Origin of the sequence: Kribbella sandramycini, assembly GCF_013131805.1 — a bacterium.
Classification (GTDB): Bacteria; Actinomycetota; Actinomycetes; order Propionibacteriales; family Kribbellaceae; genus Kribbella; species Kribbella sandramycini.
The window spans coordinates 115,272-130,196 of sequence record NZ_JABJRC010000003.1; the positions used below are offsets into that span (position 1 = coordinate 115,272).

The window sequence follows — 14,925 nt, forward strand, 5'->3', positions numbered from 1 at the left end:
GGGCATGCGATGCGGCGGGTTTTGCTGGCTTGTGGGCATGTGCAGCGGGATCGGTTGGCGCATGTCGGCGATCACGTGTGGTGTGAGGCGGACTGCGCGGACTGGGTTCGGGTTGTGTCGGTTGACGAGTAGGTGATGGGGCGCCGCCGGGCGGGGTTGGGTCGGCGGCGCTTCGGGTGGTTCGCGTGGGGCGGGCTGACGAACGGGTAGTAGTGGCCGTTTGGGCGGCGGTTGCGGTGGGCTCGGGACGCGGTTGAGGGACCTTTACCCGTTGGTTGGTACAGGTGGCGGGTGGCTGTCAGCCGTGGCTTGCCCTCTGGTGGTGGATTACGCCTGGCTGTCCGAAGGCTGGGTTCCTGGTTCGACTCCGGGCAGGGGGACGAGGGTTGGGTCGTAGTGGGTGGTGAGGGTGACGGGGGCGTCGGCGCGGGTGGAGTGGATGTGGACTCGGACGGCGTCGACGGTCAAAGGGTGGGTGAGGGGGAGTAGGCGGCGGTGGCCGATGGTGGTGCCTTCGGCGATGGTTGACCAGGTGCCGGCGGTTTGGGCTTCTACGGTGAAGGATTCGACCTGTTGGCCGTTGGTGATGTCTTCGCGGAGGTCGAGGACGTTGATGGTTGCTGGGAGCACCAAGTCGGTCGAGTAGTGGTCGCGGACGGCGGCGCCGAAGGCGGCCAGGGCTTCGACGTCGGGGGCCGCGAAGTGGCCGCGGCGGTCGGGTGGGATGTTGAGCAGGAGGACGGCGTTGCGGCCGACCGAGCGGCGGTAGATGTCGAGGAGGTCGGGGAGGGATTTGACCGCGGCGTCTTCGGTGGCGTGATAGAACCAGCCGGGGCGGATGGAGACGTCGACTTCGGCGGGGTACCAGCGGAGTTCGTCGGCGGCGGCCAGTTCGGCAGGGCCGGCGACGGAGGGTGCGGTTTCGGGGGCGACCATGCGGCCGTTGGCGAAGGGGACGACGCTCCATTCGGTTTCGCGGGCGAAGCCGTCCTCGTTGCCGACCCAGCGGACGTCGGGGCCGCCGATGGCGATCGTGGCGTCGGGGGCGAGGCGCCGGATCAGGTCGAACCAGGCGTCGTAGGCGTAAGCCTGGTCGGTGGAGGTCGGGTTGGCGCCGTCGAGCCAGACTTCGGCGATCGGGCCGTACTGCGTGAGCAGCTCGTACAACTGGTTCAGGTAGAAGCGGTTGTAGTCGTCGACCTCGTAGGTGAAGTCGCCGATCTGCGAGGCGATGGCCGGGCTGCCGTTGCCGTAGTACCCGCCGGGCGCCTTCTCCTGGTAGAGGTCGGCGGGCGACAGGTAGAACCCGAATCCCAAACCTGCTTGGGCGCAGGCCGTGGAGAGCTCGCGGACGACGTCGCCGTCGTACGGCGATGCATCAACGGTGTGCTTCAGGAACTGGCTCGGCCACAGGCAGAACCCGTCGTGGTGCTTGGCGGTCAGGATCACGCTCTTGAACCCGGCATCGACCAGGCACCGCACCCACTGCGCACAGTCCAGGTCCGACGGATCGAAGACGGCCGGGTCGTCGATCCCGGTGCCCCACTCGAGATCGGTGAACGTGTTCACGCCGAAGTGGATGAACGCCGTCAGCTCCTGCTGTTGCCAAGCGACCTGACGCGCCGAGGGGCGCACCTTCGAGGGATCCATCAACGCAGCACCTTTCCAGGGTTCAACAGGCCGTGCGGATCGAACGCCGCCTTGACGCGTCGATGCAGATCGAGGCCGATCGGGCCCAGTTCGTCCTCGAGCCAGCGGGCCTTCAGCAGCCCGATCCCGTGCTCGCCGGTGATCGTCCCACCGAGCGCGAGCCCCAGCTCCATGACCGCTCCGAACGCTTCCAGCGCCTTCTCCTGAGCCGCCGGGTTGTCGCGCTCGAAGATCACCGTCGGGTGCATGTTGCCGTCACCAACATGCCCAGGGCAACAAATCAGCACCTGGTACTTCGCCGCGATCTCACCGATCCCCCGCAGCAGCTCCACCAATCGAGAGCGCGGTACGGCGACGTCGTCCACCAGCGTCACCCCCAGCGGCTCCAGCGCCGGGTTCACCAATCTGCGGGCCTCGAGCAACATCCGCGACTCTTCCGCATCAGACGCCTCGGCAACCTCGACCGCACCGTGCGCCGTGCAGATCGCGGCGATCTGGGCGACGTCGTCCGCCGCGCGCGGCCCGCGATCGGATTGCGCGATCAGCAACGACCCCACGGAGGCCGGCAGCCCCATGTCCCGATAGTCCTGAATCGCCCGCGCCGTTGGCCCGTCCAGGAATTCGAGTAACGACGGCCGCAACCCGGACGCCATGATCGCCGCCGCGGCCGCGATCCCGTCCTCGATCGACAGGAACGTCGCCGCCGCCGTCAAGGCCGCCTCCGGCGCCGGGCGCAGCGTGAGCGTCGCCTCGGTGACCACGCCGAGCGTCCCCTCCGACCCCACGATCAGCCGCGTCAGGTCGTACCCGGCCACGCCCTTCGCCGAACGCCGCCCGGTCCGCACCACCTCGCCCGAGGCGAGCACGACCTCCAGCCCACGCACGAAATCCACCGTGACGCCGTACTTCACACAGCACAACCCGCCGGCGTTCGTCGCGATGTTCCCACCGATCGTGGACATCTCCCACGACGACGGATCCGGCGGGTAGAAGAGCCCTTGATCCAGCACAGCCCGCGACAGCTCGGCGTTCACCACACCCGGCTGGACGACGGCAACCTGATCCTCGGCCGAGATCTCCAGGATCCGGTTCATCCGCGCGGTCGACAGCAGGATGCACCCGTCGATCGCATTCGCCGCGCCCGACAACCCGGTCCGCGCCCCCTGCGGCACCACCGGTACGCCGAGCGCCCCGGCCACCTTGAGCACCTCAGCAACCTCAGATGTCGTCGACGGCCGCACGAGCACCGCCGGTACGCCGGCGGCGCAGAAGGTCGCGTGGTCGTTGCGATGCGTCGCCAGGACGTCGGAATCGTCGACGACCGCCGAGTCGTCGAGCACCGATCGCAGGCGGGTCACCAGATCCGTCATAGCGCTTCGTCCTGTTCGTCCAAGAGTCGCAGAATCAACTCGGCGCGGCGCACCCGCTCACGCCCCAAAGCCTCAGCGGTCGCCAGCAGATGCGCGCCGACCGGGTAGATGTTCGGCGCGTTCCGCAGCCCCATCTTCAGATAGACCGGCGCGGCCACCTTCACGATCTCCGGTACGTCGTAGAACCGCACGTGACCGCCCTGATCGTCCGGAACCTCGATGTACATATCGATCGGCACCGACGTCACCGACCGGATCTCCGCCAGTACCGGCACCGGCAGATCGGTCGACACGTTCAAACTCGTCGCCCCCAGCCGCTCGTAGAGCCGAGCAGTCGGTGCGTTCGGCAACGGCATCAACACCGAGGTCTTCAAGACCAGATCTGCAGGCAGCGACCCGTCCACCTTCAACTGCCCCAGCAACTCCAGCACGCCGAGATCCCCGACCAGCAGGCTGCGGACGCCGAGCTCCACCGCCCGGAACGCATCACACAGCGACGCGGCAACCATCTCATTGCCCCGCGCAACTCCGCCGACCGCAGCCGAGACCTTCGCCTGTCCGCCGATGTCCCAGGCGCCACGCGGCCCGAGGAACAGACACACCTCAACCCCGGCCGAGGCCCCGAGCGCGAGCATCTCCTCGATCTCGGCGTCCGTCAACATCATCACGCCGCTGCCCTGGGAGACCCGGTCGATCGTCACGCCCCGAGCGGCCGCCTCTTCCAGCACCGCAGCCATCACCCGCGGCCCTTCACAAGACGGGATCTCGACCTTGTGCGCCGATCCGTCGGCGAAGGTTCGCGCGGACGCGCCACCCGGCCGAAATCCCCGATCCGCCAACAGGGCGCGTGCTTCGCGAAGGTTCATTCAGTACTCCACGGTCCGAGCTCACCATCGATCGTCAGGTCGCGTGCGGCGCCGGTGATCTCGAGATCGAACCGGTCCCCCGCCTCGGCCAGCAGCGCTGGTGTCACCAGCAGCTCATGCGGGGTCAGCGTGTCCCTGATCCGCGCGAGCCGCAGCTCCGACCAATCCCGCCGTCCGCACATCGTGATCGCAGCCAGGACGGCGGTCTCGTCGTCCGCCATCACCATCGGCAGCCGCGATCTCCGCGCGCCCCCGGCCCCGGACGTCAGCGCGTTCACATAGCTGGCCTGCAGATCGATCTGGGACAGGATCCGCGCCGGCATCACGTCGGCCAGACCGAGCCCGGACGCGTTCCCGTGCGATGCCGGCGACAGCGAATGCACGGTGATCGCCGCGATCGACGGCGACTCGAACTCGGGGATGCCGTGCACCCAGCACCGCCCGATCACGTTCGTGTCCATGCCGGCGCCGGATTTGTCCTTGCCCAACTCGTCGACCACCAGGACGTCGAGTGATTCGAACGGCAGTCGCCCGAGCAGACTGTTGGCCCGCTGCAACAACGCGTGTTCGGCCGCGCCCGCGATCCCGGCCGCATCCACGAGCTCGACGGCTGCGGTCTGGTCAATGGCGTTCTCCAGAATCGCCAGCCCGCCAAGGATCTTGCCGCCAGCGACAACCATCCTCGCCGACGCCTCGATGTTGCCGCCGAGTGCGGGGATCCCGCCGGCATGCAGAGCAGCCGCGCCGGAATGGTTGCCGAGGCCAATGGCCAGGATCTTCGCCAGCCCGCTCTCGATCGGCCCCCGGAAGTCCGTGTGTGGCTTGATCCGGTTCACCAGCAGAACGCCGTCCGCCGCGGCGGCAATCGCGTCGTGATGCACCGGCGTACCGTCGTCGAGGTGGCCGACAACAACGGTCTTCATCGTTGCCTCGACGCGGCAACCAACCGATTCGGGTGTGATGCCGAGCCCGGCCAGCATCTCCCGCTGCCCGTCCGCGGTCGCGCCGCCGTGCGAGCCCATCGCCGGCACCACGAACGGATCCGCTCCGACCGAGGCGAGCCATTCGACAGCAGCACGCACGACCGGTACCAGATCGTGGATGCCACGACTACCCGCCGTCACCGCGATCCGAGCACCAGCAGCGATCTGGCCGCGCAACGGCTCCAGCGCCGTCCGAGTGGCCGCGACCGGGTCGACCGTCGGCAAGTCGGACAGCAGCCGGCGGATCGGCGTGACCTGCGGAATCGTCCCGGCCGGCCGCAGCCCCCGAACCGCTTCGAACGGGCCCCAGTTCATCAGTGACTCTGCCGGGCGACGGCGGATCCGGTCCGCCCGACGAGGAAGTCGAGGTCGCAGCCCTTGTCGGCCTGGGTGACATGGTCGACGTACAGGCGGGCCCAGCCGCGATCCGTCGGCGGCGCCGGCGGCTGCCAGTCGGCGCGGCGCTTCGCCAGCTCCTCCTCCGAGACGTCCAGGTGCAGACTGCGCGCGGCGACGTCGAGCTCGATCCAGTCACCAGTCCGGACCAGCGCGAGCGGACCGCCGACCGCGGCCTCGGGCGTCACGTGCAGCACAACCGTTCCGTACGCCGTCCCACTCATTCGGGCGTCGGAGATCCGGACCATGTCGTCGACGCCGATCGCGGCCAGCTTGCGCGGGATCGTCATGTTGCCGACCTCCGGCATCCCCGGGTAGCCGCGCGGCCCCGAGTTCTGCAGGACGAGCACCGTGTCCTCGTCGACATCCAGCTCCGGGTCGTCGACAGCCTTGTCGTACTCCTCGATACTGCTGAAGACCAGCGCCTTGCCGCGATGCCGCAGGAACCGCTCGGACGCTGCCGACTGCTTGATGACCGCGCCGTCCGGCGCCAGATTCCCCTTGAGGACGGCGGTGCCCGCGCCGCTGCCGAGCGGGTTGCCGACCGGGCGGATGACCTGGATCGCGGGCTGACCTTCCTGGCCCGACCAGTCGATCCGTTCGGCGTTGGCGACGTTCTCGCCCATCGTCCGCCCGGTGACCGTGATCGCGTCGGTCTTGATCAGCGGCAGGATCTCGCGCAGCACCGCGGGCAGACCGCCCGCGTAGTAGAAGTCCTCCATCAGGTACTTACCGGACGGCTGCAGGTCGACCAGCCACGGTACGCCGCGCGCCCACTCGTCCATGTCGTCGAGTGAGAGCTCGACGCCGACCCGGCCCGCGATCGCGAGCAGATGGATGACGGCGTTCGTGGAGCCGCCGATCGCGGCGTTCGCGCGGACGGCGTTCGCGAAGGCGTCCCGGGTGAGGATGTCGGACGGCTTGAGGTCCTCCTGGACCATCTCGACGATCCGCCGGCCGGCCTGCTGAGCGATCGAGTATCGGCGCGAGTCGACGGCCGGGATCGCGGCGGACCCGGTCAGCTGCAGGCCGAGCGCTTCCGCCATACAGGCCATCGTGGACGCCGTGCCCATCGTCATACAGTGCCCGTTGCTGCGGGACATCCCGGACTCCGCCGCGGCGTAGTCCGCCTCGGACATCCGGCCGGCGTTGCGCTCCTGGGTGAACCGCCAGACCGCCGTCCCGGAGCCGATGTCGCAACCGCGGAACTTGCCGTTCAGCATCGGGCCGCCGGTCACCACGAGGGTCGGCAGGTCGACGCTCGCGGCGCCCATGATCGAGCCGGGAGTCGTCTTGTCGCAGCCGGTCAGCAGGATGGCGCCGTCGATCGGGTTGCCGCGCAGCGACTCCTCGACGTCCATGCTGAGCAGGTTGCGGAAGAGCATCGCGGTCGGCCGCAGCATGGTTTCGCCGAGCGACATCACCGGGAACTCGAGCGGGAAGCCGCCGGCCTGCCAGACGCCGCGCTTCACCGACTCGGCCACTCGGCGCAGGTGCGCATTACACGGCGTCAGCTCCGACCAGGTGTTGCAGATCCCGATCACCGGCCGCCCGTCGAACACCTCGTCGGTGAACCCTTGGGCCCGCATCCACGACCGGTGGATGAACCCGTTCCGCCCTTCCTCGCCGAACCAATGTTCGTAGCTGCGCAGGTCGCTCGACGACCGCGGCGGCGCCTCGGAGCCCTTCTCCGGGGTCGGCTCCCCCGAGGACGGCGGTACGTCGAGGTCGCGCGGATCGTCGGTCGGCGGCACGTCGCTCATCGTTTCACCTCACCTGTGCTGATGGCTCCGTCGATTCGGCGGCTGATGCCGAGTGGGTTGGCGTCGCGGAGTACGGCGGGCAGGACGGCGTCCGGCGCGTCCTGGTAGGCGACCGGGCGCTGGAAGCGGCGGGCCGCGGTGACGCCGACGCTGGTGTGGATCGAGCCGACGGTGGAGGGGAACGGGCCGCCGTGATGCTGGGCCCACGAGACTGCGACGCCGGTGGGCCAGCCGTTCCACAGCACACGCCCGGCCTTTGCCGTCAGCAACGGCAGCAGCTCGGTCGCCAGGTCGTTGTCGGTCTCCTCGGCGTGCAGGGTCGCAGTCAGGTTGCCGTCGAAGGCCGCGATTGCGGACCGCAGTTCGTCGAGGCCGTCGTATTCGACGACGATCGAGACCGGGCCGAAGCACTCTTCGAGGATCTCGTCGCGGCGGGCCAGCAGCTCGCCAACCGTTGTCTGCAGCAACGTCGCCCCGCCGGAGCCCCAAACCCGGACGCCTTCGACTTTCTCCAAGCGGGTCAGGCCGGTGTCGAAGGTCTCCTTGATTCGCTCGTTCAGCATCGTTGCCGCGGCGACGCCGCCGACTGCCTCGGTCAGCGCATCCTGGAGGCCGTGGCCGACCGGGAGGAAGAGCAGGCCGGGCTTGGTGCAGAACTGACCTACGCCGAGGGTGAACGAGCCGACGTAGCCGGTCGCGATCTCCTTGCCGCGGGCATCGATCGCGGCCTGGGTGACGAAGACCGGGTTGAGGCTGCCGAGCTCGCCGTAGAACGGGATCGGCTCCGGGCGGGTGACGGCGATCTCGTGCAGCGCTTTACCGGCCGGGACCGATCCGGTGAAGCCGGCGGCGGTGATCCGCGGGTCCTTCAGCGCGATCACGCCGACGTCGAAGCCCTGGATCAGCCCGAACGCGCCGTCCGGCGCACCCGCCGTCCGGAGTGCCTCGATCATCACCTCGGCCGTCCGAACGGACAGCTCCGGGTGGCCGGGGTGGCCCTTGACGACCACCGGGCAACCGGCCGCGAACGCCGACGCCGTGTCACCGCCGCACACGCTGAACGCGAACGGGAAGTTGCTCGCCGCAAACACCAGCACCGGCCCGAGCGGGACGAGCACCCGCCGCAGGTCCGGCCGCGGCACCGGCTTCGCCGCGGCGTCCGCGGTGTCGATGACGACCTCGAGCAACGACCCCTCGACCAAGGCGTCGGCGAAGAGCCGCAGCTGGCCGGTGCTGCGGGCAACCTCGCCGCGCAACCGGGCCTCGGGCAACGATGACTCCCGCATCGCGATCGGCACCAGCTCGTCCACGGCCGCGTCGAGCGCGTCGGCGACGGTGCGGATCCACCCGGCCCGGACGGCGGGCTCCGCGGCGCCGAAGGCCGGGGCAGCGGCCGCCGCGGCGGCGAGGGCCTGCTCGAGCTCGGCGGGCGTGGTGTCGGGGGTCATCGGTTCTCCTCCAGGTTCTGGGCGGTCAGGAACGCGAACGGCTCCCGCCCGGTGGCCACGGTGTTGGTCAGCGTCCCGAGCTCGGCGATCGTGATCGTGATGACATCGCCCTCGGCGAGCGCGAAGTCGAGCTCCGGCACGATGCCGGTCCCGGTCGCCAGGATCACGCCGTCCGGGAAGTCGTTCGGCAGGAACAGTACGTCGATCAGGTCCGGCAGCTCGCGGACCAGCTTCGCGGTGGACGTCGACCCGGTGAAGATCTCGGCGCCGGCGCGGCGGATGACGAGGTCGATCGCGAGGTCCTTGGCGTCGGCGATCTCCCAGACCGGGCGGATGCCGGTCGCGAGCGCGCAGCCGCCGGCGAAGAGTTTGGCCTGTGGGACGTAGAGCGGGTTGACGCCCTCGATCGAGCGCGAGCTCATGTCGTTGCAGATCGTGTAGCCGACGATCTGGCCGTGGCTGTTGGCAACGACCGCGAGCTCGGGCTCGGGGACGTCGTGGCCGGAGTCGACTCGGATGCCGACCGGCTCGCCGTCCGTCACAACTCGCCAGGCGGGCGCCTTCTGGAACAGCTCCGGACGGTCGGCGCTGTAAACCTTGTCGTAGACGGACTGCTCGGTGCTCTCCTCCATCCGGGCGCCGCGCGACCGCTCGTAGGTCACACCGGCGCACCAGACCTCGCCGCGACCGTCGAGCGGTGGCAGGAAGGTGAGGCCCTCGACCGGGAGCGCAGAGCCAGTCTTGGTGACTGTGGTCCGGAGCTCGTCGACGGTCAGGCGGAGCAGCTCGGCGAAGGTGGCGACGCCTTCGATCGGCGCGACGACGGCATCGGTACGGACGCCGACGACCGGGCGGCCGTCGTCCGGGGAGCGGTAGCGGACCAGGTGCATGGGTGACCCTTTCACATCGAGGTGCCGAGCAGACCGCGGGTGATCTGGAAGCCGATGTTGCGGGAGGCAACTGCTTTCGGGACGAGCCGGCGGCTCGCGACCAGGGCGATCGTGTCGAGCGCGATCCGGGCCTGGTCGGCGGCGTCGCCGGTGGCAACGGCGTCCAGGTCGTCGCCGTAGGTCGCGACGGTCTCCGGGTCGTTGCTGATCTCAACGACGGGGACGAAGCGCTGGGCCGATACGGTGCCCCCGGCAACGTGCGCGAGGATCTGCTGGACGCCGGTGGCGCCGAACCCGGTCGCGGTTTCCATCCAGTCGGTGCCGGGCATCCGCATCACATGCCAGCCGGGCGCGGTGAGCTGCTGGCCGTGAGCGACGGTCGGGCCGACGTCGTCCGGCGTACCGAACGCCGTGGTCCGGAAGCCTTCGTGCGCCAGTAGGGCGCCGCGGGAGGAGAGAACGACGGACCCGCCGGAGCCCACGATCTCCTGGCCGACCAGGGCGAGCGCCTCGGCGGTCTGATCGGTCAGCCGGCCACGGGCCTCCAGGCCGAGGGTCAGGGTGCCGAGGTTGCCGTCGTACTCAATCGGAGCCTGCAGGTCGAAGCCGCGGAACCATTCGCGCACTTTGTTGCCGACGGCATCGAGGCCGCCGTCCGCCTGGATGCTGGCCCAGCCGAAGCGGGACGGGTCCTTGCCGGCTTCGACGAGGCGGGAGCGGAAGTAGTCGTTGTGGGTCTTCTCGCAGCCGTGTTCGAGGAGCAGGGCCATTCGGGTGTTCGGGTGCAGGAGGTAGCCGAGCATGATTCGGGCGAAGGTCTCCTCGGAGGCGCCGCCACTGCTGCCGCAGCCCTCGGTGTGCGGGAGGGCGACCATTCGGGTGACGGCGTCGCCGGCCCAGTTCTCCAGCTCTGCTTGGGCTGCGAGCCGGAGAGCGATCTGGCCGGAGCAGAGGCTGGTCGGGAGGATCAGGCCGACTGCCTCGGGGAGCAACCGGTCGTCGACCTGGAGGAGTCGTGCCGGGGTGCGGGATGTCGACGTCAGGCCGGTCAGCGGGAGTCCGTCGAGGGGCGCGTCGCGGAGGTCGGCGGGGAGGTCGGTCAGGGCGCGGCTCATCCGGCCGTCGGTGCTGATCGAGACGCCGTCGCGCGGGCCTTGCTGTTTCCAGTTCCGCCAGATCGACACTTGGCTGTGGCCGGCCCGCTCGCCCGCGCTCGGCTCGCCGGAGGCGACGCGGACGGTGAGCTCGAAGGTCTCGGCGGTGAGCTCGGCCATCGGCGTACCGGTCAGGCAGCGGCCGGCGTCGACGTCCATCTCGGCGTGCAGGCGCTCGTACCGGGCGCTGGTGGTGACGAACTTGAGCGTCGGGACGAACGGGAAGTTGGTGATCGAGCCGTTGCCGGTGGTGAAGAAGATCAGGTTGCAGCCGCTGCCGATCTGGCCGGCGACCGACTCGAGGTCGTTACCAGGGCTGTCCATGAAGACGTAGCCGGGGCCGGGGAGCGGTTCGCCGTAGTCGATGACGTGGTCGAGGCGGACCTCGCGCGGGAGTTTGCGCGCGGCGCCGATCGACTTGAGGACGATGTTGTAGAGGCCGCGGTAGACGTTGCCGCCGGACGGGTTGCCCTCGGCGGTGTGCCCGTGCCAGCCGACGCGCTCCTTGAACGAGCGGATCGTGGCGAGGAAGCGGCGGGCGGTCGCGAGGTCGCGGACGTTCTTCAGGACGTACGGCTCGGCGCCGATCAGCTCGTCGGTCTCGGCGAGGACGGCGGTGCCGCCGTGTTTGATCACCTCGGCGCCGACCAGGCCGGACAGCGGGTTGGCCGAGATCCCGGAGAAGGCGTCGGAACCGCCGCACTGGAGGGCGATCCTGAGGTCGGCGAGCGGGACCTCGGCGCGTTGCTGGGCGTCGACGATCGGCAGCCAGGGCTCGATCAGCGCGCCGGCGGCGGTCAGGTCGTGTTCGAAGCCGGCTTCGCGGGTGAAGTAGGCGTGCGGGACCTTGATCTCGGGGTAGTCGTGGTCGCGCAGGAAGGCCCGGATCGCTTCGCCCGAGACGACGTCGTCCGCGGTGTCGACGATCAGGACGGCGCCGACGTTCGGGTTCAGGGTGAAGCCGGCCAGGGTGGCGAGCAGGAAGTGCAGGTTGTTCGGGGCGTCGTCCTCGCCGCCCTCGGTGTGCGCGACCGGGACGACGCCGTCCCCGGCGTCCGCGCCGTCGAAGCGGCGCGCCAGCTCGGTGACGAAACCGGAGCTGCGGGAGCTGGTCGCCAGGATGACCACGTGGTTGCGGGTGCCGGCGGCGCCTTGTTCGCGGGGGTAGCCGAGGAAGGTGCCGGGCTGCTCGACGCTGGTGACCTGTTGGCCGAGGCGAAGGGCGGATTCGTCCAGCTCGTACGGGTCGAGGGGCTCGTTGGTGGCCGACGGCTCGGCGGGGAGGCCCTGGACGCCGCGGTCGGTGACTGCTTTGAGGCTGGTCGGCGTACAGACGTAGTCGCCGGGTTCGAGATCGCGGGCGGCGCGGGCGAAGGGGGTGCTCCAGGAGGTGATCGCGGCGCCTTGCGGGATTCGGCGTACGACGAAGCGGTGGCCTTCGAGGACGGTGTGCGGGAGGGTGACCAGGGCGCCGTCCAGCTCGACCTGGGTACCGGCGTCCAGGCGGCGGGAGCAGATCGCGGCGTTGTCGCCGGGCTCGGGGAGGACCCCGATCTCTTCGAACCTCACCATCGTTGTCGGCCTCCAGTAAATCGTGCATGATGCATGATTACGGGTTCCACCCTGCCGAAGTCGACCGGCGGGGTCAAGGCCGCGATCAGGATCCGGAGGTGCTGGGCGTGGACACGGTGGACCGGCGGGTGCTGCGGCGGCAGATGCTCGCCGACGACGTGTACGAGGCGATCAAGACGATGCTGATGGACCACGTCATCCGGCCCGGCGGGCGGATCTCGATCGATGGGCTCGCGCGTGAGTTCCAGGTCTCGTCGACGCCGGTGCGGGAGGCGCTGGCGCGGCTCGAATCCGAGGGTCTGGCGGTCAAGGAGCCGCTGAAGGGCTACCGGGCCACCGCACTGCTCACGCTCGACGAGTTCGACGACCTCTACCGCTTCCGCCTGCTCATCGAACCCTGGGCCGCCCGCCGCGCCGCCGAGCTCATCGACGACGAAGGCCGCCATCGCCTCCAGGCCGAGCTCGCCACCGCCGTCGAACCCACCTCCGTCGACTACGCCGGCTACAAGTCGCTCACCGTCCACGACAGCCGTTTCCACACCCTCATCGCGGCCCTTTCCGGCAGCGACCAGGTCCGCTCCGCCTTCGAGCGCACCCACTGCCACCTCCACATCTTCCGCCTCCACTACGACCGCGACATCGGCCCCGAAGTCCTCACCGAACACCACGCCCTCGCCGCCGCCATCGCCTCCGGCAACCCCACCGCCGCCGAATCCGCCATGACCACCCACCTCCAAAACTCCATGCACCACCGCCTCCGCAAGATCTACGAGTGAAACCGTTCCCACTCGAGGTCCCTCGGGTCCTGCGGCCGTACATCTTGGAGTTCTGGTGGGACGCCGCGAAGCTGCATGCGCTCGATCTGCCGGTCGGCGAGCTGCCGCTGGAGGAGCTGGCTGGGCATCTTGAGCTGCCGTTCTGGGCGGACGGCGGCCGGCCGTTCCAGGTGAGCCCGCGGCAGGTCGCGGCTGATCCGGCGCGGTACGACGAGCAGTACGCGCGGACGCTCGCGGCCGACCTGCGGTACCCGATCGACGTCGCACGCCGGCTCGACGGGCGGTTCACCGTCCTGGACGGCGTCCATCGGCTGCTGCATGCCGAGCTGGCCGGGCGGGCGGTGGTTGCGGTTCGGGTGTTGCCGTGGGAGCGGGTGGGTGAGATCGCGGTCTAGGTGGTGAGGGGGGCACCGCCGTAGGAGATTTCGTTGCCGTCGGGGTCGTAGAAGGTGGCGTGGCGGACGCCGTTGTCGTAGGTCTCGCGGGTGGCGGGTTCGAGGCCTCGGGCGGCGATGGCTTGGAGGGTTGACTCGAAGTCTTCGACGAAGAGCGTGTGCTGGGCGTGGCCGGCGTGTTCGGGGACGACCTCGATGTAGAGGTAGCGGTGTTCGGCGAGCTCCCAGACGGCTTCGACGTCGTTGGGGAGGAAGGCGGGCGGCGCGCCCAGTAGCTGTTCGTACCAGGCGGCCGCGGTGTCGTAGTTGCTGACGGAGATTCCGGCGAACAGGTCCATGGTTCACCGTAGCGAAGGACAGGAGGTAGTCGCTGGCGGCGGTGTACGCGGGCGCTCGGTGAGCGTGGGCGGGGGCCGCTGGGCGGACTACCTCCTGTCGTTGGCGTCAGGCGGGGGCGTCTCCGTGGTCGGGGATCTCCAGCTGGACGCCGCCTTGGAGGGCCGACTGGTGGGCGTAGATGCCGGGGAGCGTGTAGCGGGCGGCGACCCAGGCGTTGACGGGCGGGAGGGTTTTGGTGCTGACGGCTTGGACGAAGTCGTCGGCGAGGAAGTGGTGGGAGCCTTCGTGGCCGTTGTGGAGGCCGTCGAACTCACGCGGGAGGCGGCTGCGGTCGTGGACCGGTGAGAGGCCGGAGCGGAAGGCGTCGCGGAGGGCGGGGTCGACGTTCGCGAGGTCGTCGTCGTTCAGGTCGCTGCTCGGGGAGGTGCGCATCAGGTCGGTGATGTCCTCGACGCCCTCCTTGTTCTGCCAGACGGTGGTGGTGGCGAGCTGCTCGAAACTGCCCTCGGTGCCGAAGACGCGCAGGCGCGACTCGCGGATGTGCGACGGGTAGCCGACGCGGCGCATCTCGTTGGTCCGCATCACGCCGCCGTCCGCGAGCGTGAACAGGGCGGTCGCGTTCGAGAAGTCGTTGTCGAACTGGCTGATCTCCTTGTCGAAGACGCCGTCCCCGCGGTCGTCCTTGACGCCGACGCAGGAGACGTGGGTCGCGTGCTGGCCGGTCACCGACAAGACGTTGCCGACGGCATGCGTCGGGTAGAGCATGGGCGGGAAGGACGCGGTCTGCTTCCAGTTCTCGCCGCCGCTGTACTGGTACGCCGCGTAGAACCCGAGATCCATGTCGTGGACGTAGTCGCCCTCGCTGTAGAACACCCGGCCGAAATCACCCGCGGCGAGCCGCTGCCGGCAGTACACCGACGACGGGTAGTAGAAACTCGTCTCACCCATCATGTAGGTCAGGCCGGTCTCCTTGACCAGCTCGATGATGCGGGCGATCTGGTCGGCCTCGATCGCCATCGGCACCGTCGAGTACACGTGCTTCCCGGCCTCGAGCGCGCGGATCGCCATCTCCCCGTGGAACCACCGCTGGGTGAAGATCGCCACCGCGTCCACATCCGATTCGAGCATCTCCTCGAACGACTGGTACGTCACCGCGATCCCCTGTTTGGCCGCCATCTCCGCCGTCCGCTCCGGCAGCACATCCGTCAGCCGCACGTCACTCACCCCCGGGTGCGCCGACCACAACCGCAGGAACGAAGGAGCGAACTGTCCGGCCCCGACCACACCGATGCTGATTCCCATGCCGCACAGGCAATCACACAT

Annotated in this window: 12 protein-coding genes; 2 read left to right on the forward strand and 10 right to left on the reverse strand. The window is 69.4% G+C overall.

Annotation, left to right across the window (positions count from 1 at the left end):
* Positions 1-327 precede the first annotated feature (327 nt).
* The 8 genes from HPO96_RS14015 to HPO96_RS14050 are packed head-to-tail and all read right to left on the reverse strand — an operon-like array spanning position 328 to position 12,092.
* Positions 328-1,650, reverse strand: coding sequence for an alpha-L-fucosidase (locus HPO96_RS14015; protein WP_171673876.1), 1,323 nt, complete (start codon positions 1,648-1,650; stop codon positions 328-330).
* On the reverse strand, positions 1,650-3,020 hold the full coding sequence (locus HPO96_RS14020; RefSeq protein ID WP_171673877.1) for an FAD-binding oxidoreductase: 1,371 nt from the start codon (positions 3,018-3,020) through the stop codon (positions 1,650-1,652). The genes HPO96_RS14015 and HPO96_RS14020 overlap by 1 nt, the downstream gene beginning before the upstream one ends.
* Positions 3,017-3,886, reverse strand: coding sequence for a U32 family peptidase (locus HPO96_RS14025; RefSeq protein ID WP_171673878.1), 870 nt, complete (start codon positions 3,884-3,886; stop codon positions 3,017-3,019). The genes HPO96_RS14020 and HPO96_RS14025 overlap by 4 nt, the downstream gene beginning before the upstream one ends.
* A complete protein-coding gene (locus tag HPO96_RS14030) occupies positions 3,883-5,184 on the reverse strand; it encodes a nickel pincer cofactor-dependent isomerase, group 22 (RefSeq protein ID WP_171673879.1) in 1,302 nt (433 codons plus the stop codon). Before HPO96_RS14030 ends, HPO96_RS14025 begins: the two co-directional genes overlap by 4 nt.
* Entirely contained in the window at positions 5,184-7,028 is a 1,845-nt protein-coding gene (locus HPO96_RS14035) for an IlvD/Edd family dehydratase (protein WP_238355127.1), read from the reverse strand. Before HPO96_RS14035 ends, HPO96_RS14030 begins: the two co-directional genes overlap by 1 nt.
* Positions 7,025-8,476, reverse strand: coding sequence for an aldehyde dehydrogenase (NADP(+)) (locus HPO96_RS14040; protein WP_171673880.1), 1,452 nt, complete (start codon positions 8,474-8,476; stop codon positions 7,025-7,027). Before HPO96_RS14040 ends, HPO96_RS14035 begins: the two co-directional genes overlap by 4 nt.
* Positions 8,473-9,366 (reverse strand): fumarylacetoacetate hydrolase family protein, encoded by an 894-nt coding sequence (locus HPO96_RS14045; protein ID WP_171673881.1) that lies wholly within the window; start codon positions 9,364-9,366, stop codon positions 8,473-8,475. The genes HPO96_RS14040 and HPO96_RS14045 overlap by 4 nt, the downstream gene beginning before the upstream one ends.
* An 11-nt stretch (positions 9,367-9,377) precedes the next feature.
* A complete protein-coding gene (locus tag HPO96_RS14050) occupies positions 9,378-12,092 on the reverse strand; it encodes a UxaA family hydrolase (protein WP_171673882.1) in 2,715 nt (904 codons plus the stop codon).
* Between the two features lie 107 nt (positions 12,093-12,199).
* Here HPO96_RS14050 and HPO96_RS14055 point away from each other — a divergent pair, with 107 nt between their 5' ends.
* Positions 12,200-12,868: a GntR family transcriptional regulator gene (locus HPO96_RS14055; protein WP_337796633.1), complete on the forward strand. Its 669-nt coding sequence runs from the start codon at positions 12,200-12,202 to the stop codon at positions 12,866-12,868.
* Positions 12,865-13,263, forward strand: a complete 399-nt coding sequence (locus HPO96_RS14060; RefSeq protein WP_171673884.1) for a ParB N-terminal domain-containing protein — start codon at positions 12,865-12,867, stop codon at positions 13,261-13,263. The genes HPO96_RS14055 and HPO96_RS14060 overlap by 4 nt, the downstream gene beginning before the upstream one ends.
* Here HPO96_RS14060 and HPO96_RS14065 read toward each other — a convergent pair.
* Both HPO96_RS14065 and HPO96_RS14070 read right to left on the reverse strand, forming a co-directional pair.
* A complete protein-coding gene (locus tag HPO96_RS14065; RefSeq protein ID WP_171673885.1) occupies positions 13,260-13,601 on the reverse strand; it encodes a VOC family protein in 342 nt (113 codons plus the stop codon). The genes HPO96_RS14060 and HPO96_RS14065 overlap by 4 nt on opposite strands.
* A gap of 106 nt (positions 13,602-13,707) precedes the next feature.
* A complete protein-coding gene (locus HPO96_RS14070) occupies positions 13,708-14,904 on the reverse strand; it encodes a Gfo/Idh/MocA family protein (protein ID WP_171673886.1) in 1,197 nt (398 codons plus the stop codon).
* Between the last annotated feature and the right edge of the window lie 21 nt (positions 14,905-14,925).